The organism is Vreelandella sp. V005, from assembly GCF_052645115.1.
On sequence record NZ_JBQXYA010000001.1, the window covers coordinates 289,956 to 310,225 of the forward strand.

A 20,270-nucleotide genomic window follows, 5' to 3' on the forward strand; every position below is an offset into this window, starting at 1 on the left:
ATTATCCAGGCCTAGGGCCATAGCTCGGGCATCGGGCGGCCATTAACGCGCCAGACGCCGCGTACCACATCGAACTGCAACTCGCGGGTGCCAAGGGGTAGGCCCAACCAGAGGGCAGCGACGGTGGGCGCATCGTGCCAAGTAAAATCACCGTCAACACGCTCTAGCCATTGCGCCTGCTCTTTCTTTTCGTTCAAGTGAACCACGCTAAGCTCATCTAGCTGGCGGGCATCGAAAAACAGCGCACCATCTGCATCGAGACGAATGCCGAGTAAGGGGCTATCGATGGCGATAGTGGGTACATCCAGGCGTGGCGAGTCACTCAACATCTTACGCAAATCCGGCTCAAGGCGCGCCAACAATCCTTCGGCCATCGGCAGGCTGGCATCTCCCCAAGCCGCTTCCTGGCGTAAACGGCGAATGGCATGGCGAACCGCATCGGCGTTGATACGCGAAAGCTCCATTTCTATGCGTCCATTGAGCAGCGGTGTTTCTGGCGCTTCCGAGGGCACCATGACCTCACCCACTTCTAAATCGCCTTTGATACGCAACTCACTTTCGTCCAGCACCATATGGCTGTTCAGATCGAGCGGCGCCAGTTGAATATCATAGGACGGGTAACTGAGTGTCAGCGTTTCAACATGCAGATGATCGCGTTGGGCAAAGTGGTAAGCGCCCTCGGTATAGGTGTAGCGGCTTTCAAGCACCGACGGTCCAACGGTTAGCTGAGCGGCCCCATCTGTCAGCGTTAACTGATCCAATAAGGCGCGCAGACGCCAATCGCCAAAGACACCTTCCAAGCGCAGCCGGCCACCGCGGACAGCTAACTCGCGACCATTTTGTTGAATCACAAAGGGGGCCAGGGCAAGGCGTAGCTCGCTGTGGCCGCTAAGGGTGTGGTAACGCCCTTGCCAGCGCGGCACAGAGGGCGCCGTCACCTCCCCCACCGCTTGCTGCAAAACGGTATCAAGGCGAGGCAGCAACGTGCCTTCGACATCAGTACTCAAAATACCGTGGCGGGCACGATAGGTCAGCTCAAGCCGCCAGGGGCGCCCCAATAGTGGCGAAAGTAATAGTCGCCCTTGGGAACTTAACCAGCCCTGATGACTCTCAGTTCTATTGACACGCCACTCGCCACGCGCTTCAAGATCTTCCAGCGCCTGACGCAGACTGCGTTCAAAAAGAACACTGGAGATAAGTTGCGCTGCTATCCATACCACGGCGATTATCGCCAAGGTAGGGACAATCAGACGTTCCTTGCGCATGCTACCTCCTTGGAGCCACCGCACGGTAATGGCGCCAGCAACCGATAGTGCTTAGTATCCGTACTTTTTTCCTACTTGTACTAGTTTTTTAGTGTAACCAGAACCAGAGATGCATGGTACTCCAGGCGTAAACCCCTGCCATCACATCATCAATCATAATGCCAAAACCACCAGCGACACGGCGGTCTGCCCAACGTATTGGCCAGGGCTTGAAGACATCGAAGATACGAAATACTACAAACCCCCACAGCGCAGCCTCCCATGAAAAAGGCACCGCTGCCATGGTCAACCAATAACCGACAAACTCATCCCACACGATCCCTGAGTGGTCGTGTACGCCTAAGTCGTGCGAGGTTTTATCACAAAGCCATACGCCTACAACAAAAGCAACAAAACAAATACTTAGGTACCATCCCAGTGGCAAGTCCGCCATCATCCAGTAGAACGGGATCGCCGCCAGCGTACCAAAGGTGCCGGGTGCCCACGGCACGGTGCCGCTACCCAGGCCAAACGCAAAAAAATGTGTTGGGCGACGCCAGACACTTTTCGGTGCACGATTCATGGCGTATCCCCACTAAAATGCTGCCAACCGGCATAGCCGCTGAGGTCGCTCTGGTCAGAGGCGTTAACGCCCATTGCCTCACGGCAGTGGCCAATCACCGTCAGCGTCAGACCCAATGGCGCCAGGCGCTGTTGTGCTTCAGCAAGGCTGTCAGCGTTTAACGTGACCAGCAGTTCGTAGTCATCGCCACCGGAAAGCGCTGCCTTTAAGGCCATCTCTCGGCCCAACAGGCTTTCAAGCGTTTCCGCTAGCGGTAGCGCTCCCAGCGTAATAACGGCGCCTACTTGGGAGGCCTCGCGGAGGTGTTTCAGGTCAGCCAATAACCCATCGGAAATATCCATCGCCGCCGTAGCGAGCCCACGCAGCGCCACTCCCGCCGCCAAACGTGGTTCAGGCAGTAAATAGCGGCGTAGCAGAGGGTTGGCAAGATCTCGCTCCCCTTTTTGCCAGAGCGCCAGCCCCCCTGCCCCACCACCCAATTCCCCGGTCACCGCAATCAGGTCGCCCGGCTGAGCACCGCTTCTGGTAAGCGCTTCGCCCACGGGCACGTCGCCCATCACCGTCACGCCAATCGACAGCGCACCGGAAGTGACATCGCCGCCTACCAGCGCGGTGGCATGTTGCTGCCTGAGCGTGTGAAAGCCCCGCGCATACTCGGCGAGCCATGCGTGGGCAGCATCCTCATCAGAGAATTGGCGCTGATCAAGCGTTAACGCCATCAGGCACCAGCGGGAAGACGCCCCCATGGCGGCCAAATCGCTTAGCGCGACCGCCAAAGCGCGATGTCCCACCGCAAACGCCGGGGCGTCACTAGGAAAGTGTACATCGACGACCGAGGTATCAACGCTCACGGCCAGCTGTTGACCCGCGCGCGGCACCAATAGCGTGGCGTCGTCTCCACATCCCAGTGTGACGCCATTTGACGCGGACGACGCCTCCTGCGACGACACAAAGTAGCGTCGGATCAAATCAAATTCGGCAAGCACAAAGGCCCCTTAAACGCATTGTCACGACGCTCGCGTTCAGAGACGGCGAGCGCTGACCTCGGCACTACGCAGGCGAATCGCCAGCTTGTCTAAAATGCCGTTCACGTATTTATGGCCGTCGGTGGCGCCAAATGACTTAGCCAGCTCAACGCCTTCGTTAATCACTACACGATAGGGTACTTCCATGCGCCGGGATAGCTCATAAGCGCCCAAGCGAAGAATCGCCAGTTCGACGGCGTCGAGATCTTCCAAGCGGCGATCCAACAGCGGGGAGATTTCACGGTCGAGCTCCGCCTTGAAACGCACGGTGTTATGCAGCAAATCGTGAAACAGCGCCTTGTCGGCGATCTCCATTACCTTGACCCAGTTTTCGTGGTCTTCCAGATCATCATCAGCAACCTGGCTACGAAACTCGGCTTCGATGGTGGTAATGGATTTACCCGTCATGTGCCACTGATAAAGCCCTTGCACGGCAAGCTCGCGGGCAGCATGGCGGCCCTGCTGAGCGGCAGAGGGTTTACGCTCGCTCATTGGGTATCTCCTAAAGGCAGCGCGCGCAGCAGTGAGACCATTTCCATCGCTGCCATGGCCGCTTCGGTGCCTTTGTTGCCCGCTTTGGTGCCCGCACGCTCAATCGCTTGTTCGATCGATTCAACGGTTAACACCCCGTTGGCGACCGGCGTATCGAACTCAAGCTGCAAATGATTGATCGCCGTGTTACAGCCACCGGCTACGTACTCAAAATGGGGCGTACCACCGCGAATCACCGCGCCTAGCGCAATGACGGCATCCGGCTTCATTACCTTCAGCACGCGCTTGACCGCGAGCGGCAGTTCCCAGGCACCCGGCACGTGAACAATATGGATATGCTCGGCATCAACGCCATGACGCGTCAAGCTGTCGACTGCCCCTTCCACCAGACTATCCACCACGTGATGGTTAAAGCGACCGACCACGATGACATAATGCCCATCGACGTCAACAAAAGTACCTTCAACTTGAGAAAGAGAATTCATCAATTTATTCCTGCTGCTTAGTACTGTTGGATTAGTACTGCTGGATTAGTCTTGCGGGATTGATCCTGCTGGATCAGTCCTGCTGAAAGGTTGGCTCATCCGCCGCGTCATTAGGCCCCAGCCGCTCGACGACTTCGAGATCGAAGCCGGATAGCGCGGAAAACTTCCACGGTGAACTCAATAAACGCATTTTGCCCACGCCTAAAAAGCGCAGTATCTGTGACCCAGTGCCGATGGTTAAATAGTTGCCAGCACCATCAGAGTCGCTGGTTCGCGGCTGGCGAACACGATCCAAAAAGATATCCAGTTGATCCTTAAGATTCTGATGGGGGCGCCCATCGTCAATCAACACAAACACCCCAGCGGTGGAGTTGGCAATCTCTTCCAGCGCGCGGTGAGCATCCCAACGGCACTGCTCACCCTTCATTAAGCCCATCACATCGCGCAACGTATCGGTGAGATGCACGCGAATTGTCGTAGGCATTTCAGGCGTAGGCTGTCCCTTGACGAGCGCCAAGTGGTGAGCTCCCTGAATGCGATCACGAAACACATGCAGCGTCAGTTCACCGTGAGAGGTCGTCACAGTGGAGGCTTCGAGGTGATCGATGGTCTGCTCGTTGACGATGCGGTAATGAATCAAGTCCGCGATCGTGCCCATTTTGATACCGTGCTCGTGGGCAAACGCTTCCAACTCCGGGCGGCGCGCCATGCTGCCGTCGTCGTTCATGATTTCGCAGATTACGCCACTAGGATCAAACCCCGCTAACGCAGCCAAATCGCATGCCGCTTCGGTGTGACCCGCTCGGCGAAGTACTCCACCCGGCTCAGCCATCAACGGGAAAATATGCCCCGGCTGAACGATATCCGAAGGCTTGGCGTTGGCTGCCACGGCCGCTTGTACCGTGCGTGCGCGATCGGCAGCAGAGATGCCGGTGGTAACGCCTTCGGTCGCTTCGATCGAGAGCGTAAATTTAGTGCCGAAACCGGAGCCGTTATCACGCACCATCAGCGGCAAATTAAGTTGCTCGCAGCGGGCACGGGTCATGGGCATACAGATAAGGCCACGGGCAAATCGGGCCATAAAGTTGATATGCTCAGCCTGCACTTTTTCGGCAGCCATGATGATATCACCTTCATTTTCGCGATCCTCGTCGTCCATGAGAATCACCATTTTGCCCTGGCGAATATCATCTACCAGCTCGGCGATGGGGGCTAAGCCTCTAGAGGAGGAGTGCGCCATGGAATCTCCAAAAGTTGTCGCGTAACGTTGCCGCAAAAAGCTGTTGCGCCAGTATGTAACGAAAAGTCGTCATCCAAAAATTGTCACGTCAGCGCCGATTTCGCGCGTCAGGGTACCCTGGTATCGCTAGTTGCGCTAGTCGGCTGCGGGGACGCAATAATACGCCAATCGCGACCCACCGCTCGCATATCATGAATGGTTAAACGCCGCTGGTCAGCCATACGGGAGAGCCCTGGCAGTGCAAAAAGCGGCCTGGCTTCTCCCCCCAACAAGGTGGGGGCGACAAACAGTTGCAGCTCGTCCACGAGTGCTGCATCCAGCATAGCGCCCGCCAAGGTCGCCCCGGTTTCCACCAGCAGTTCATTCACCTGTTCGTTGTCGGCTAACCAGTGCAGCATTAAGGCTAAATCAACCCGCCCATCATGCCCGGCAGGCAGCACATGCACCTCAGCGCCCGCCTGGGTCAATCGAGCCCGCTTTTCAGCTGAGTGGGCGGGCGTTGTTATCACTAACGTGCGCCCCGGCTCACGTAAACAGGCGGCCGCCAGGGGTAAACGCAGTCGCGTATCCAAAATAACCCGCAGCGGTTGGCGGTGAAGGACGTCATCGGTATTGGCCAGCTGCAGCTGTTCTGAGCGCAGGGTTAGCCGCGAATCGTCCATGATAATCGATTCGACGCCGCTTAATATCGCACTCGAACGCGCCCTAAGCCGCTGCACCTGAGTACGCGCTTCGGGCCCGGTAATCCACTGCGATTCTCCTGACCCCATGGCAGTTCGGCCATCCAGACTCATCGCCATTTTCAGGCGCACAAAAGGTCGTTGAAGGGTCATGCGCGCGATAAACCCCGGGTTCAGCGCCCGTGCTTCACTCTCAAGCAATCCTATCGCCACCTTAATACCGGCGTCTTCTAACAGGCGGATACCCCGGCCACTGACCTGAGGGTTGGGGTCCTGCATCGCGATAACAACCCGCGATACCTTGGCCTCCTTGAGCGCCACCGCACAGGGGCCGGTTCGCCCGGTATGAGAGCAGGGTTCAAGGGTGACATAAGCGGTTGCGCCCTGAGCCCGTTCACCGGCCGCTGCGAGTGCATGGACTTCCGCATGCGGCTCACCAGCACGCACATGAAAGCCTTCCCCGACGACCTGCTCATCGCGCACGATCACACAGCCTACCCGTGGATTCGGGTCGGTGGTGTAAAGCCCTCTGTGTGCCAGCTTGAGCGCCCGCGCCATATAACGGTGATCGTCTTGGCTGAAAAGCGCACTCATTTTGACGGCTCTTGAGAAAGCCGATCGATCTCAGCGCGAAACTCGTCCAAATCCTGAAACTTACGATAAACCGACGCAAAGCGGATATAAGCCACGTGATCGAGGGTTTTAAGCGCCTGCATCACAGATTCACCAATATCACGGGCGTTGATCTCACGATCACCGCGCGCACGAAGGGTTTGACGTATGCGCTCCACGGCGGCTTCAATGGACTCAGCACTTACCGGGCGCTTTTCAAGCGCACGCAGCATGCCCGCCCGTAACTTGGCTTCATTAAAGCTCTCGCGTGAACCGTCTGACTTCACCACCCGAGGCATCACGAGCTCAGCGGTTTCGTAAGTGGTAAAGCGCTCTTGGCAGCTCGCGCACTGGCGGCGACGGCGCACCTGGTCACCATCGGCCACCAACCGTGAATCGGTCACTCGAGTATCGTTTGCACCACAAAAAGGGCAATGCATGGCGGTCAACCTGTTGTCAGCTCGTGTCGACTACTCCACGAGTTAGCGTGTTATAACCTGTCTATGTGTGAGCTATTAGTGGCATCTAAACGAGTAATAGCTGCCTTAAACGAAGGCTTCTTAGCGTTTAAACGCGGTATCAACTTCATATTGTAACGATTTGGCACACAAGCTGCAGCGTTTGTCGCAGATTGTTTATCAGGAGCCACCCATGTCACCCTTTGAGCAGACTATCAACGGCTACCTCAACCACCTGTATGGGCCGCGTGCAGGTGAAGTACAGCGCCGTTTAAACCAGCATCTTGAGCACTTTCTCTCGCTTGCCCCTTTTTCGTCCGCCCCCGGCGATGCCCCGTCGAAAAGCGCACCGTCTTGGAGCGAAAAAGACCAATGGGTCATCAGTTACGGTGATTCCATTATAGAAGAGGGCGTGCCGCCGCTGGCAGTGCTTAGCGACTTTCTTCAAGCACGCTTGGGTGATCGCATTAGCGGCGTACACGTGCTGCCCTTCTTTCCGTGGAGCAGCGACGACGGCTTCTCGGTAATTCATTACCGGGAAGTGAACAGCGAGCTGGGCGACTGGGCGCATATCCGCGAACTCGCCAGTCACTATGATTTAATGGCCGACCTGGTGCTCAACCATGTCTCCCGAGAATCGCTATGGTTCGTCGATTACCTGAGCGGCAGCCTGCCAGGCCGTGATTACTTTATCGAAGTTGACCCCGACACCGATGTTTCCCAGGTCGTTCGCCCCCGCAGCAGCCCGCTGCTGGTGCCCGTTTCCACCCGGCGTGGCACCCGTTACCTATGGGCAACCTTCTCCGAAGACCAGCTCGACCTAAATTTTGAAAACCCGGATGTGTTGCTCGATTTTGTCGGCATTCTGCTGTTCTACCTGGAGCAGGGCACGCGGATTATCCGTTTGGACGCAGTAGCTTTCCTTTGGAAACGCCTCGGCACGTCATGCATTCATCTGCCGGAAACGCATACCGTGGTGCGGTTGCTTCGCGCAATTGTCGATTACGTTGCCCCCGGCACCCTGCTGATTACCGAAACCAACGTGCCTCACCAAGAGAACATTAGCTATTTCGGGCTTGAGCGACTCCCCAAAGGGCCGCCCGATGAAGCACACATGATCTACCAGTTCACGCTGCCACCGTTGTTGCTGCACACGTTAACGCGCGGTGAAGCCAGCACCTTACAAACGTGGCTTACCAGTCTTCCCGTGCTGCCTGATCACTGCACCTATCTCAATTTTACCGCCAGCCATGACGGCATTGGCGTGCGGCCACTGGAAGGCTTATTGCCCGACCACGAGCGGGACGCACTGTTAGAGCTGATGCATAAATTTGGCGGTTTTGTCAGCATGCGCAGCAACCCCGACGGCAGCGACACGCCCTACGAAATCAACATCACCTGGTTTGAGGCCATGCGCGGCACACGGCGGGGGCCTGACCCCTGGCAAATCGCCCGTTTCCTCTGCAGCCAGGCGATCATGCTCAGCCTGCAAGGGATTCCAGCGCTCTATATTCATACGCTAACCGGCACGCTCAACGATGTAGAAGGCGTTGAACGCAGCGGACGGCTGCGCTCGATCAACCGGCGGCGCTGGCAGCGTCAGGAGCTAGAGCTGCTGTTAGACAGCCCCTCTACGCCGACCCACGATGTGTTTAACGCCTTGAACAAGCTACTTGACCAGCGCCGTCAAGAGCCCTGTTTCCATCCCACGGCTGCCCAGCGAGTGTTGGAATCGCCACCAGAGTTACTGGCGATGGAACGCGGCCCCCTGCATGATGGCCGTCGCCTGCTCGCGCTGTATAACGTCACCGACCTGCCGCTCCCCTTAGCGAATGTAGGCGAGGCGGTCACCCAAGCGCTGAGCCAGCACGCCTGGCAGGCACTTGATTCAGATAATCCCTGGTCTGCTAGCGGCGCCCTGCCACCTTATGCGGTACGCTGGCTGGTGGCTCCGAACTAACCGTTCCTTTCATTCATCTCTTTTTATTCAACATTTTTTTATTCAACTCTTTTTTATTCAAGAAGGCACCTGCATGCACTTGAAACGTCCCTTCGTCATTGGCGGACTATTACTACTCACCGCGACTGGAAATACCTCGGCGAACGACACCAACGAGCTTCCAGCCCCTGTTCAGGCGCTAGCCGACCAGGGCCTGGAAATACATGGCCAATTTGACGCCCCCGGCGGTTTACGCGGCTACGGCGCCAGCGTTCAGGGCCAGGACATGGCGATTTACCTAACCCCGGATGGCGAGCACGCGGTGGTGGGAACACTGATGGACAGCGAGGGTAATGACCTTACTGAAGCGCAACTGGACGAGCACGTTCGCGCGCCGCTGGAAGCCCAAACTTGGCAGTTACTTAGCGAAAGCCACTGGATCCAGGATGGCGATGTCGATGCGCCTCGTACCATTTACACGTTTACGGACGCCAACTGCCCCTACTGCCGCCAGTTTTGGCAAGACGTTCGCCCCTGGGTAGAAGCCGGCCAGGTACAGTTGCGCCATATCATGGTGGGTATCTTAGCGCCCGATAGCCCTGCCAAAGCGGCAACTCTGCTCGCTGCGGATGACCCCGCGGCCACACTGCACGCCCATGAAAGCGGCGAGCAAGCCGTCGACGCCAGCGCCCAGTCAAGGGCGTTCGAAGAGCAGGTATATGCCAATAACCAGCTGTTTGATGAACTAGGCCTTTACGCCACCCCCACCAGCGCTTTCCAACGCACCACAGACGACGGCACGGTTCGCATTGACCGCGTGCAGGGCCTACCCAGCGATGAGCAACTGACTGAAATGATGGGCAGCGAAGCGCCCTGAAAGAACGATTGTGTCACTTCTCACGTTAGTATCGTTCCTCTCCACGTGAAGGAAAGACCTAACACCAAGAGTGAAATACAAAAATAACGCTAAGGTATCGACGCTTTAGGCCGATAGAAACAAATGGCTCAATTATAAAAACAGGAAAACCATGACTCGTTTAACGACAACACAAAAACTGTGGGGAACGCTGGGCATCATCTGGATCGCGATGCTGCTCCTGGTGGGCTGGCTGGCATTAGAGAACCGTCAAACGATAGTAAACGAACGCCGCGACAGCATTCAATACGTGGTCGAAAGCGTCCAAAACCAAATTGAAGCGCTTCAGGAAAGGGTTGCCGCCGGTGAGCTCAGCCTAGAAGAGGCGCAGCAGCGCGCGATCGACAATATGTCTAGCGTCAGCTTCGGCGCGGGCGAGTATATTTTCGCTTTCAATGATGACTTATTAATTATTTCACACCCCAGCCGCGAGTCCGGCACGGACATGACTGACTATTTAGACGCTAGCGGCATGGCGCTTTATCCGGAGTTGCTGCGCGTTGCCCAAACAGGCGGTGGTCACGTCAATTACTACTCTACCCGGGCCGGTGGCGAAGAACAGCTGCCTAAAACCAGTTATGTCGCCCACCTTCCCGAATGGGGCTGGTCGTTAGCCACGGGCGTGTATGTCGACGACATCAATGAAGCGTTTATTACCGGTTTGATTCACTCAATTGGCATCTTGCTGATCATCGGCCTACCGGTAACGCTGCTTATGGGCTTGGTTATTCGCGATGTTTCCCGGCGTTTAGGCGGTGACCCACGCTACGCCGCCAGCGTTGTGCGCCATATAGCCGATGGTGATCTCACCCAGGTAACGCAGCTTTCGGCGAAAGACCAGCAAAGCTTGCTGTTCGATATTAACCGCATGCGAGAAACGTTGGCCGCCACAATCGGCGATATTCACCGTGGGGCAAGCCAAGTGAACAGCGGCGTCGAGCAAATAGTCGGCGTCAACGAAGAACTCTCGACCCGAACCGAAGAGCAGGCAGCCTCACTGGCTGAAACGGCTTCCAGCATGGAACAGCTTACCGCCACCGTTAAGCAGAATGCGGAACATGCAGACCATGCGCGCACGCTTGCCACCCGGGCGGCCGACAGCGCTCAGCGCGGCAGTGACTCAATGTCCTCCGTCACCGCTACCATGGCGACAATTAACGAAAGCGCGACACAAATGAGCAGCATCGTTAACACCATTGACGGCATTGCTTTCCAAACCAATATTCTGGCACTTAACGCCTCTGTAGAAGCCGCACGGGCCGGTGATCAAGGCCGCGGTTTTGCGGTAGTTGCCAACGAGGTCCGTCAGCTTGCCAGCCGCTCTGCGTCTGCCGCCCAAGAAATCAAAACGCTGATCGAAGCATCGGATAGCAAAGTGGTCGAAGGCAGCCGCCAAGTACGCGATACCGGGGATGTTATTAACGGCATGGTCGACGACATCAAGCAGCTCAGCACACTGGTTCAGGAAATCTCGGCGGCCACCATCGAACAGAGCAGTGGTATTGAGCAGGTCAACCAAGCGGTCACCCAAATGGATCAAATGACCCAGCAAAATGCCAGTCTCGTGCAGGAAAGCAACCATGCGACCCAGACACTTGCCCAGCTAAGCGCCCAGTTACGTCAGTTGGTCGCTCATTTCCGCATTAACCAGAACCTGGAGCATGCTCAGGCATTACCCGCCTCCTCGCCTGCCCCGCGGGCAGCCTATGAGGACAGCGATTTTTAAGCCTCATGATCGCGAGTGTAGCGCAGCGACCCACGTGAACAGCGGCGGCAAGTAACCTTGCCGCCGCTTTTACTTTAAAAAAAGCTCATGTATTAACGCCCTAGGCCGATAGAAAAAACCGTTGGTTACTTACATCGGCTAGGAAGAACATGACACGCTTAACAACGACGCAAAAACTCTGGGGTACGCTGGGCATCATCTGGATCGCCATGCTGCTATTAGTTGGCTGGCTCGCATTGGAAAATCGCCAAACGATCGAAAGTGAGCGCCGCGATAGCATTCAATACGTGATCGAGAGCGTACATAGCCAAATTGAAGCCCTGCAAGCCCGGGTGGCCACTGGCGAACTCAGCGAAGCAGAGGCGCAACAGCGCGCTATCGACAACATGGCTAGCGTTAGCTTTGGCGACGGTGAATACCTATTCTCTTTCGACAACGATCTGCGTATCGTTTCCCACCCCAATCGCCCCCGCGGCGAAGATATGAGTGCTTACCAAGATGCCAGCGGTATGGATCTTTACGCCGCTTTTCTTGAGGCTGCCCAATCCGGTGGTGGGCATGTAGGTTACTATTCTCGCCGCATTACCGGCGATGAGCAGGTGCCCAAAATCAGCTACGTCGCTTACCTACCTGAATGGCAGTGGTCGCTGGCGTCTGGCGTTTATGTTGATGACATTAACGAAGCGTTTATTGCCGGCTTGATTCGCTCGGTGGTCATTCTGTTGATTATTGGCGTACCGGTAACGTTGCTGATGGGCTGGGTGATTCGTGATGTTTCCCGCCGCTTAGGCGGTGACCCACGCTACGCCGCCAGCGTTGTGCGCCATATTGCCGACGGCGATCTCACCCAGGTAACCCAGCTTTCAAGCAAAGATCAGCAAAGCCTGCTGTTCGATATTAACCGCATGCGGGAAACCCTGGCCGCCACGATCGGCGATATCCACCAAGGGGCAAGTCAGGTGAATAGTGGTGTCGAGCAGATTGTGGCTGTCAATGAAGAACTCTCGACCCGTACCGAAGAGCAGGCGGCCTCCCTGGCCGAAACGGCTTCCAGCATGGAGCAGCTTACCGCAACCGTTAAGCAGAACGCAGACCATGCCGATCATGCCCGGACGCTGGCAACCCGCACCGCTGACAGTGCTCAGCGCGGCAGTGATGCCATGTCGACGGTGATCACCACTATGGCGACCATTAACGAAAGTGCGACGCAAATGAGCAGCATCGTTAACACCATTGACGGCATTGCTTTCCAAACCAATATTCTGGCACTGAATGCGTCTGTAGAAGCCGCACGTGCAGGGGAGCAAGGGCGCGGTTTTGCCGTGGTCGCCAACGAGGTTCGCCAGCTTGCCAGCCGCTCTGCTGCTGCCGCTCAAGAGATCAAAACGCTGATCGAAGCATCGGATAGCAAAGTGGTCGAAGGCAGCCGCCAAGTACGCGAGACCGGCGACGTGATCCATGGGATGGTCGACGACATCAAGCAGCTCAGCACGCTGGTTCAGGAAATCTCGGCGGCTACTATCGAACAGAGCAGCGGTATTGAGCAGGTCAACCAAGCGGTGACCCAAATGGATCAAATGACCCAGCAAAATGCCAGCTTGGTACAAGAGAGCAACCACGCGACCCAGGCGCTTGCCCAGCTAAGCGCCCAGTTACGTCAGTTGGTGGCTCATTTCCGTATTAACCAGAACCTGGAGCATGCTCAGGCATTACCCGCCTCCTCATCTGCCTCTCGGGCAGCTTATTAGGACAGCGATTTTTAGCCTTTGTCATCGCGAGCGAAGCGTGGCGATCTCGGGTTGGCTTGCCACCGCGAGCTGAGATTGCCGCGTCGCTTCGCTCCTCGCAATAACAGAAAAAGAAGTTCCTCGCGGCATGGGGTTAATTGCCATGACAAAAAAAGCGCCTGATAATGGCTTATCAGGCGCCCTTCCATATTGGCAATACAAGAAGTTTTAAACCTTGCCTTGATTATCCAACTCGACCGCTTCGTGCATACGTGTCAACAGATCGGGCACGGCTGCCTGGACGCGGTTCCAGCTGGGAATAAAGGGTCGCTCTCTGGGGTTGTCCAGGAACAAGTTGCCTGCTTCCAGCAGGTTGCTGGCGAAGAGTTCGACCGCCTGCTCTTCGCTATGGCGATCGAGGCTCAAACCGTTCATGGTCGCATCGTGGTCGTAGGCTTCGATCAAATCCAATGCAAAGCGGTAGTAAGTGGCTTTGAGCGTGCGAAAGTCTTCACTGCTAAAGGTAATCCCTTGCGTGGCCAACTTGCGATACAACGCTTTGGAGATATCCAAACTCATCCGGTTCAAGCCGCCGTTAGGGTCCTCTTCACTCACTGGTTGGTGCTTGTGGTCGTAGGCATCGGCGATGTCCACCTGGCAGATCTGGCGCGTAGAATAGTTGCGCTGAAGCTCCGATAACACCCCGATTTCCAGCCCCCAATCGGCAGGAATTCGAATGCCTTCGAGCACCTCGCTGCGCATCGCAAACTCGCCCGAAAGCGGGTAGCGGAAGCTATCCAAGTAGTCGAGATACGCCAGCGGCCCGCAGACGGTTTTCAGCGCCCGCAGCAACGGCGTCACCAGCAGCCGAGAAACCCGGCCATTGAGTTTGCCCTCCGCAATGCGGGGGTAATAACCTTTACAGAAACTATAATTGAAATTGGGGTGGGCGACCGGATACATCAGGCGCGCCAGCAAACCGCGCTCATAAGTGAGAATATCGCAATCGTGCAGCCCCACTACCGTCGAGCGAGCTGACGACAGCATATACCCAGCGCAATACCAAACGTTACGCCCTTTTCCAGGCTCCAACGCCCCTAGCCCATGCGCTTCCAGCTCCGCATCCAGCGCTCTCAGGCGCGGGCCATCGTTCCACAAAATACGCGTATGCTGTGGCAGGCGCGAGAAAAACTCCCGAGCGAATAAAAACTGCTCACGGTCGGCACGATCCAGACCAATGACTATCTCATTGAGATAAGGCACTTTAACCAGCTCATCGACAATCGCTGACAGCGCTGGCCCCTCTAACTCCGAAAACAGTGACGGTAGAATCAAGCCCATCGGCCGCCGACGAGCGAACTGGCAAAGCTCTTCTTCTAACGCCTCCACTGGGCGCTTCGTCAGGTTATGAAAGTCAGTAATAATGCCGTTTTGATGAAAGTCACTCATGCGCTTGCCTCCCTGGATTCGTCGAACTGTTCTTGATTAACGAACCGCTCTACAACAACAGCATCACCCTTCTCTGCCGTCGCTAAACGGCGTTCGTCTCGCCCCCACCAGTGGGCCACCCCCTCGGCCCAGCCGGTTGGCCCGGTTGCTTCCGTGCGGTAAAGCGCACTGTTACATGGCTCAACGACTAAGTCATGACACCCACGGATCACCACGGCCTGATCCACCGCCTCAAGCATAGAGATATCATTTGGCCCATCTCCCAGGCCTAACGAGAGAGGCGTCCGGCCTCTCAAGGCCGTAAAGCGTTTGACCAGCCACTCCACGGCGCTGCCTTTGTCCGCCGCACGCCCCATCACATGCCAGAAACGCCCGCCTTGTGTTAGCTGCAGGCCATCCCCTTCCAAAGCCGCACGAAATGTTTCCAATGCCGCGTCACTATCTTTCCACAACAGCGGCTCGCTGCCTTCCCGCTGCCGCGCATCATGGGCACGGGATTCATCCAACCCCGTCAGTTCCATTACTTCCTTCACACTCAACTCACCCATGCGGGTAAATTGAACATCCAAACGCTCGCGCCACACCTTTAAACGCGCACTTATAAAACCAATATCCACCCCAGGATGTTTAATCACCACTCCATCACGACCACCGCCAGGGCGGTCTAACCGCGCATGGCACCAGCCTGGCGGCAGGCCAATCACCGCCCCATTTTCCGCAATAAACGGCGTCGCGGTGAGGCCGAGCGCTTCGCGCAAGGGAATCAACTCCGCACGGGTTTTACTGGTAACCGGAATGACCGGCACGCCCATTTGCTTAAAACGAGCCAGCCAAGGGGCGGCCGGGCTGAAGTCATAGGTGTGGTGATCCAGCAGCGAGCCATCTAAATCGGTCACCACTATACGCGGCGGCAACATCGGGTCGGCTGATGCGGTGAATGAAGATGGCGATGGAGAAAGCGGCGCTGAAAATTGATTTGATTCCGGCATGGCACTACCTCTTTTCGGTCTTAGCGCATCATCGATGTATATGGCAAGGATAGCTAATCGCTAAGTCCCGCAATGGTTCGGCTAAGAAAAAGATAGCAAGTTATAAGCCAAAACGAAGAAACGTAGTTTTAGCAGCAGGTTATGGCGCATTTGAGAACGCCCAGGGAGATGGCTTCGCTGCAGGCACCAAAAAGAAGCAGCCTAAAAGCACCAAAAAGGCGCATGAGGCACTTTAGTGCACTTTTTGCGTCGGTAAACGAAAAAAAACTAACACAAGACTTGGCAGCGGCGCATAAATAGCTATACTTATCTTGTACCCACTGGTTGTCCTGTACACCCCTCACCTGACGCCAGTGGGCTGCAGTGAGCCAAGCCCTTTCTACCCGCCTCCCCCGGCGGTTTTTTTTATGCTGGAAAAGTGGGATACACCGCGGGCAGAGATTGCCGCGTCGCTGCGCTCCTCGCAATGACATGGGAAGTCAGAGCTCTACTCCACATGAATAACGACTTCAACCCGACGGTTACGCGCACGCCCTTCTGCCGTGGCGTTACTTTCCAGTGGCCTAGTGGCCGCCAAGCCAACCGCGCGCAGGCGCTCTGCATCGACGCCCGACGCTTCGAGCGCCTCCACAATGGCAATGGCCCGTGCACTCGAGAGGGCCCAGTTGGAAGAGAATTCTTCAGTATTGATCGTTTGGCTATCAGAGTGGCCTTCCACCCATACCTCGCCATCGTAGCGCTGTATCGTCTCCAGCAAGCTACCCACTAGCGATGACCCATCGTCGGTCAACTCAGCCGTAGCGGAAGGAAATAGCAGTTGATCCTGCACACGCAAACTAATCCCCTCATCCACTCGTGACACCTCGACACCTTCCAAGTCGGGTAGATAGGTAGACTCTTCAACGCGCTGAGACAGCGCCTGGTTCAAGGCCAAGGCCCCCGACACCGATTCATCGCTAACCGGTTGCACGTTCACCGGCGGCCGATCGGTCAATACCACCATGTAATCCGCCAAGGGTGACGAAAAATCATCGCTACCGGCTGGCATCAACAGTTTGGGCAATGTAATGGCGGGCGCCGGGGGCGGTGCGGCCAAGAGCGGTGGAACACCGTAACTAACGCGCCGGAGCCGCTCAGAAAGCGGCGGCAAGCCGGCCACACCCAGCGAAGCACTCACCGCCATGGGGCTCAGCCCTACACCACGCCAGATGGGAAGGCTCGCGCGGTCAGGCATGGCTTGCGCTAACGCCTCTGGCAAAGGGATTCCAAGCGTGGGGACCGGTGGGTTAATCGCCTCTTCAATGGTATCGCCGGCTAACCACTCAGGGCCGGTCGCTTCGGCGGCCGCGATGATGACCACGAAAAGCGCCACCAACAAGGTCATAATATCGAGATAGCTAATCATCCAACCGCTATTGCTATCGCTTTCCTGATAAGCCGACATCAGCGAATCGTGGCGCGGGCCGCAGCGGTGATCTTCAAGCATTAGTATGTTCGCTCATTCAAGTTTTGAACCTCTTGGCCGATGTAGCTAGGTAGATCTAATCAAGTGCGCCGCGCTAGGCACTTTAAAATCAGCACCTTGAATCAAGTACTCTGAACCGGGTACTTCACATTAAGTATTTCGAATTAGGCTCACTGAGTTAGCTATTTCAAAACAGTTACATTGAATTAGCCATGGCAAACTAACCATCACGAACTAAGCACGACGAACTAAGCATGACCAACAGTCTATCAAAAGCCGTTTTGTAGCGAAAAAGGAACCCGCAGGTGCGCACCCGTCCCTCATTAAGTCGTTTACCCTATTTCATACGCCCTGTTGGTTTGGGGCTGGCAACGCTAATGCTTAGCGGCTGCTTTTATGCGAATACCTCACAAGCGCCCGTTGCCGTCACCTACCCCTATACCGAACAGCAGCGCATGCAGGCAGCCCACCACTGGGATGTGCTGGCGCGTCACGAAGCGACCAGCATTTTGCAGCGCGAACGTGTTCGCAATCGCGACTTACACATCAGCGAAGCTGACCATGGTGAACTCCGCACCTATAGCGGTGGCGAGTTTGAACGGGGCTTTCGCACACTACTTACCAGTGAACTGGTCTCTCGCGGAGCTAACCTCACCACTGTGCCGACGACCAACAGCGCCAACATTACCATCGATGTCGAAGTCGTCGAGCACCGGGATCGCGATTTTATCCGCCCCCCGATAGGCGCTTTCACCGCGCTAACCGCGGGTATCGCCGTGGCAACCATCCCGTTTAATCAGTGGAGCGAACCCGCCTTGGGGCTCATCCCAGCGGGCATGCTCGCCGACGTCACCAGCGGCAGTTGGACCAACACCGGCAATGAAGAAATTATCGTGACGACGCAAATTATTGATGGCGAACGAATTCTCTACTCATCATCCAACATTTACTACATTAATGCGGGCGACCGTCGTCAATATGCCCCACATCGCGTGCCCCAGGCGCCTACCACTCCCACCGTTCCCCTTACTGATACGTGGTAATGTCATGCTGATCACACTTTTAAAGGCGCAGCGCGCTTATTCTATCAGCCGTATGGCGGCCATGAGCATTGCACTGCTTTTTCTGGCGGGCTGCAGCGCAATGGGCAATGCTAACAACCCCCCCGCCGAACCGGAACCCGACCTTTCTGAGCTGGTGCACGCCGCCGCCGAACAGATGATTGCCAGCAACCCGGACCTGACGCGCTATAGCCCCATGATTGCCGCCACGTTCGTCAGCATCGACAACTTGAGCCAGTCCTCCACGCTTGGCCGAATTAGCTCTGAAATCATGGCATCGGCACTCTCGCGCCAGGGCATGCAAGTGCGTGAAGTCAAAATGCGCGACAGCATGTTTATCGAAGAGAGCGTGGGCGAGTTGATTCTCTCACGCCAAGTGCAGCGCCTCAGTGCCCAGCATAACGCCCGCTCTATCCTGATGGGCACCTACGCACAAGGCCAGGACTACATCTATGTGAGTGCCCGTGTGGTACGCGCAGGCGACGCCATGGTGCTCGGCAGTGCCGATTTCCGCCTACCGTTAAATAACAACACCCGCAGTTTATTAGAAGGCCAAGGGGGCTGGTAAGCACCAATCGCAATGACATAAAGCGCAGCGTTCGCCGTGACAGCCCACATGTAATTGCGAGGCGCCCTTATTTCATGTCATTGCGAGGAGCTGAGCGACGCGGCATTCTCAGGCAACACCACTCTCACAGTGCGATGCCGTTTAGCTGCCAAGGCTTCTATCTTCGCTTTAAGTACTAGTTTCGCCTCTGCATCACCATGTACGAGGCGAATCTCCCGCGGCCAGTGGCGCATGCGCTTGACGAAATTGAGTAAATCGCGTTGGTCAGCATGGGCAGAGTAACCGCTAATGGTGGTCACCCCTGCGCGAATATCATAACGCTCGCCGTCCAACATCACCCAACCGCCCTGGGGCCCGTAACGCTGTATATCACGCCCCGGCGTTCCTGCTCCCTGGTAACCCACAAACAACACCTGGTGGCGCGGATCACCCAGCATGGCTTTCAAGTAATTAACGACCCGCCCACCTGCGCACATCCCGCTGGCCGCAATCACCACCGCAGGTCGGCCGCTTTCGGCTAAATAGCTAACTGTTTGCTCATGGGTTTCATGGCTATCGACGGTATACAGCGCATCGAAGTTGAGCGGGTGCCGCCCCGCCTTTAAGCGCGTCTGCGCTTCAGCGTCCCAGAAAGGTTTTAAATCGCGGTAAACCCGGGTAAAACGCGCCGCCAACGGCGAATCGACGATGATTTCCAGCGACTGCCAGAGCGCATCATTGCCCGCCCAATGAATAATGCCCTCTAACTCATAAAGCAGTTCTTGGGTGCGCCCAATACTGAAGGCAGGAATAATCACCGTGCCCTTATTCACCAACGCCTGCTCGATCGCCTTTTTCAGCAGTGCCGCTCTTTCATTACGCCCTTCGTGCAGGCGATCGCCATAGGTCGATTCCAGCACCAACACATCCGCCTGGGAAGGCGCTTTCGGCGCAGGCAGTAAAGGCGAATTGGCCGCCCCCAAATCACCGGAGAACACGACACACTCACGACGCTTTGAACGAGGATCAGCTAACGCCACCTCAACATAACTCGACCCCAGAATGTGACCCGCCCGCTGCAGTTTTATCTTCATACTTAAAGAAGAAGCATCCTCGACGGTGTGCCACTTCGCATAATTGATCGGCACTAGCTGCTGCTCGACCCGTTCTAAAAACTGCTCAATCAAACGCGAGTCACGGGTAAAACCTATTTTCAGCGCATCTTCAATCACTAACGGTAATAGCTTCGCCGAAGGTTTTGAGCAGATGATGGGGCCGGCAAACCCCGCCGCCAGGAGATAAGGCAGCCGCCCCACGTGGTCGATATGCACATGGGTAATCACCAGCGCTTTAACCGTCGAAATATCAAAATCAATTGAGAGCTGATCGAAGCTATCCTGCTGGGCGTCTTCGCCTTGAAACAGACCGCAATCGATTAACAGTGAAGACTCACTATGGCTGAAGAGTTGATGACAACTACCGGTAACGCCGCTGGCACCACCGTGGTGAACGATAGTAGATAGGAAATTCGATAAGGAATGTGTTGCCATCATCAGCTCTCCAAGTGGCGTCTATAAGGCCACTAGCTTAATTAAATAAAACTAATAACAATGTGACGATGCAATAAGAGAG

General features: G+C 56.0%; 18 protein-coding genes. 6 read left to right on the top strand and 12 right to left on the bottom strand.

Going from position 1 to position 20,270, the window contains the following annotated elements; genetic code table 11:
* Positions 1–11: 11 nt before the first annotated feature.
* From ACUN8H_RS01330 to nrdR, 8 genes are all read right to left on the bottom strand, one after another.
* Positions 12–1,265, bottom strand: coding sequence for a DUF945 family protein (locus tag ACUN8H_RS01330; protein ID WP_445530398.1), 1,254 nt, complete (start codon positions 1,263–1,265; stop codon positions 12–14).
* Between the two features lie 88 nt (positions 1,266–1,353).
* Positions 1,354–1,827: a phosphatidylglycerophosphatase A family protein gene (locus ACUN8H_RS01335; protein ID WP_008959669.1), complete on the bottom strand. Its 474-nt coding sequence runs from the start codon at positions 1,825–1,827 to the stop codon at positions 1,354–1,356.
* Positions 1,824–2,813, bottom strand: a complete 990-nt coding sequence (thiL, locus tag ACUN8H_RS01340) for a thiamine-phosphate kinase (protein ID WP_445530399.1) — start codon at positions 2,811–2,813, stop codon at positions 1,824–1,826. The genes ACUN8H_RS01335 and thiL overlap by 4 nt, the downstream gene beginning before the upstream one ends.
* A gap of 36 nt (positions 2,814–2,849) precedes the next feature.
* Positions 2,850–3,344, bottom strand: a complete 495-nt coding sequence (gene nusB, locus ACUN8H_RS01345) for a transcription antitermination factor NusB (RefSeq protein ID WP_445530400.1) — start codon at positions 3,342–3,344, stop codon at positions 2,850–2,852.
* Positions 3,341–3,829: a 6,7-dimethyl-8-ribityllumazine synthase gene (ribH, locus tag ACUN8H_RS01350; RefSeq protein ID WP_176302773.1), complete on the bottom strand. Its 489-nt coding sequence runs from the start codon at positions 3,827–3,829 to the stop codon at positions 3,341–3,343. The genes nusB and ribH overlap by 4 nt, the downstream gene beginning before the upstream one ends.
* Positions 3,830–3,902: 73 nt before the next feature.
* Positions 3,903–5,069 (bottom strand): bifunctional 3,4-dihydroxy-2-butanone-4-phosphate synthase/GTP cyclohydrolase II, encoded by a 1,167-nt coding sequence (ribBA, locus tag ACUN8H_RS01355; RefSeq protein WP_445530401.1) that lies wholly within the window; start codon positions 5,067–5,069, stop codon positions 3,903–3,905.
* Positions 5,070–5,176: 107 nt separating this feature from the next.
* The gene (gene ribD, locus ACUN8H_RS01360; RefSeq protein ID WP_445530402.1) at positions 5,177–6,343 is read right to left on the bottom strand and encodes a bifunctional diaminohydroxyphosphoribosylaminopyrimidine deaminase/5-amino-6-(5-phosphoribosylamino)uracil reductase RibD; all 1,167 of its coding nucleotides are present in this window, start codon (positions 6,341–6,343) and stop codon (positions 5,177–5,179) included.
* The gene (gene nrdR / locus ACUN8H_RS01365; protein ID WP_290695679.1) at positions 6,340–6,801 is read right to left on the bottom strand and encodes a transcriptional regulator NrdR; all 462 of its coding nucleotides are present in this window, start codon (positions 6,799–6,801) and stop codon (positions 6,340–6,342) included. The genes ribD and nrdR overlap by 4 nt, the downstream gene beginning before the upstream one ends.
* 211 nt (positions 6,802–7,012) lie before the next feature.
* Here nrdR and ACUN8H_RS01370 point away from each other — a divergent pair, with 211 nt between their 5' ends.
* The 4 genes from ACUN8H_RS01370 (at position 7,013) to ACUN8H_RS01385 (ending at position 13,148) form a co-directional block, all read left to right on the top strand.
* Positions 7,013–8,779 (top strand): sugar phosphorylase, encoded by a 1,767-nt coding sequence (locus ACUN8H_RS01370; protein WP_445530403.1) that lies wholly within the window; start codon positions 7,013–7,015, stop codon positions 8,777–8,779.
* 73 nt (positions 8,780–8,852) lie between these two features.
* Positions 8,853–9,635 carry a thiol:disulfide interchange protein DsbG gene (gene dsbG, locus ACUN8H_RS01375; RefSeq protein WP_445530404.1) on the top strand — a complete coding sequence of 261 codons (783 nt, stop codon included), beginning with the start codon at positions 8,853–8,855 and terminating at the stop codon, positions 9,633–9,635.
* Positions 9,636–9,786: 151 nt separating this feature from the next.
* Positions 9,787–11,400 (top strand): methyl-accepting chemotaxis protein, encoded by a 1,614-nt coding sequence (locus tag ACUN8H_RS01380; protein ID WP_445530405.1) that lies wholly within the window; start codon positions 9,787–9,789, stop codon positions 11,398–11,400.
* Positions 11,401–11,549: 149 nt separating this feature from the next.
* Positions 11,550–13,148 carry a methyl-accepting chemotaxis protein gene (locus tag ACUN8H_RS01385; RefSeq protein WP_445530406.1) on the top strand — a complete coding sequence of 533 codons (1,599 nt, stop codon included), beginning with the start codon at positions 11,550–11,552 and terminating at the stop codon, positions 13,146–13,148.
* Positions 13,149–13,355: 207 nt separating this feature from the next.
* Here ACUN8H_RS01385 and ACUN8H_RS01390 read toward each other — a convergent pair whose 3' ends face one another.
* The 3 genes from ACUN8H_RS01390 to ACUN8H_RS01400 all read right to left on the bottom strand — a co-directional run bounded on the left by ACUN8H_RS01390 (position 13,356) and on the right by ACUN8H_RS01400 (position 17,051).
* Positions 13,356–14,576 (bottom strand): glycosyl transferase, encoded by a 1,221-nt coding sequence (locus ACUN8H_RS01390; protein ID WP_445530407.1) that lies wholly within the window; start codon positions 14,574–14,576, stop codon positions 13,356–13,358.
* Positions 14,573–15,565, bottom strand: coding sequence for an HAD-IIB family hydrolase (locus ACUN8H_RS01395; protein ID WP_445530408.1), 993 nt, complete (start codon positions 15,563–15,565; stop codon positions 14,573–14,575). Before ACUN8H_RS01395 ends, ACUN8H_RS01390 begins: the two co-directional genes overlap by 4 nt.
* 487 nt (positions 15,566–16,052) lie before the next feature.
* Complete coding sequence (locus ACUN8H_RS01400; protein WP_445530409.1) at positions 16,053–17,051, bottom strand: OmpA family protein; 999 nt, start codon at positions 17,049–17,051, stop codon at positions 16,053–16,055.
* A 284-nt stretch (positions 17,052–17,335) separates the two neighbouring features.
* Between ACUN8H_RS01400 and ACUN8H_RS01405 the strand changes: the two genes are divergently transcribed.
* Positions 17,336–18,073, top strand: coding sequence for a hypothetical protein (locus ACUN8H_RS01405; protein ID WP_445530410.1), 738 nt, complete (start codon positions 17,336–17,338; stop codon positions 18,071–18,073).
* 4 nt (positions 18,074–18,077) lie between these two features.
* Complete coding sequence (locus tag ACUN8H_RS01410) at positions 18,078–18,659, top strand: FlgO family outer membrane protein (protein ID WP_445530411.1); 582 nt, start codon at positions 18,078–18,080, stop codon at positions 18,657–18,659.
* Positions 18,660–18,736: 77 nt separating this feature from the next.
* Here ACUN8H_RS01410 and ACUN8H_RS01415 read toward each other — a convergent pair whose 3' ends face one another.
* The gene (locus ACUN8H_RS01415) at positions 18,737–20,188 is read right to left on the bottom strand and encodes an MBL fold metallo-hydrolase RNA specificity domain-containing protein (RefSeq protein WP_445530412.1); all 1,452 of its coding nucleotides are present in this window, start codon (positions 20,186–20,188) and stop codon (positions 18,737–18,739) included.
* Positions 20,189–20,270 lie beyond the last annotated feature (82 nt).

Bases quoted from the DNA above. Each gene is read 5' to 3' on its own strand.
- ACUN8H_RS01330 (WP_445530398.1), bottom strand. From the start codon at position 1,265: ATGCGCAAGGAACGTCTGATTGTCCCTACCTTGGCGATAATCGCCGTG.
- ACUN8H_RS01335 (WP_008959669.1), bottom strand. From the start codon at position 1,827: ATGAATCGTGCACCGAAAAGTGTCTGGCGTCGCCCAACACATTTTTTT.
- nusB (WP_445530400.1), bottom strand. From the start codon at position 3,344: ATGAGCGAGCGTAAACCCTCTGCCGCTCAGCAGGGCCGCCATGCTGCC.
- ribH (WP_176302773.1), bottom strand. From the start codon at position 3,829: ATGAATTCTCTTTCTCAAGTTGAAGGTACTTTTGTTGACGTCGATGGG.
- ribBA (WP_445530401.1), bottom strand. From the start codon at position 5,069: ATGGCGCACTCCTCCTCTAGAGGCTTAGCCCCCATCGCCGAGCTGGTA.
- ribD (WP_445530402.1), bottom strand. From the start codon at position 6,343: ATGAGTGCGCTTTTCAGCCAAGACGATCACCGTTATATGGCGCGGGCG.
- nrdR (WP_290695679.1), bottom strand. From the start codon at position 6,801: ATGCATTGCCCTTTTTGTGGTGCAAACGATACTCGAGTGACCGATTCA.
- ACUN8H_RS01370 (WP_445530403.1), top strand. From the start codon at position 7,013: ATGTCACCCTTTGAGCAGACTATCAACGGCTACCTCAACCACCTGTAT.
- dsbG (WP_445530404.1), top strand. From the start codon at position 8,853: ATGCACTTGAAACGTCCCTTCGTCATTGGCGGACTATTACTACTCACC.
- ACUN8H_RS01380 (WP_445530405.1), top strand. From the start codon at position 9,787: ATGACTCGTTTAACGACAACACAAAAACTGTGGGGAACGCTGGGCATC.
- ACUN8H_RS01385 (WP_445530406.1), top strand. From the start codon at position 11,550: ATGACACGCTTAACAACGACGCAAAAACTCTGGGGTACGCTGGGCATC.
- ACUN8H_RS01390 (WP_445530407.1), bottom strand. From the start codon at position 14,576: ATGAGTGACTTTCATCAAAACGGCATTATTACTGACTTTCATAACCTG.
- ACUN8H_RS01395 (WP_445530408.1), bottom strand. From the start codon at position 15,565: ATGCCGGAATCAAATCAATTTTCAGCGCCGCTTTCTCCATCGCCATCT.
- ACUN8H_RS01400 (WP_445530409.1), bottom strand. From the start codon at position 17,051: ATGCTTGAAGATCACCGCTGCGGCCCGCGCCACGATTCGCTGATGTCG.
- ACUN8H_RS01410 (WP_445530411.1), top strand. From the start codon at position 18,078: ATGCTGATCACACTTTTAAAGGCGCAGCGCGCTTATTCTATCAGCCGT.
- ACUN8H_RS01415 (WP_445530412.1), bottom strand. From the start codon at position 20,188: ATGGCAACACATTCCTTATCGAATTTCCTATCTACTATCGTTCACCAC.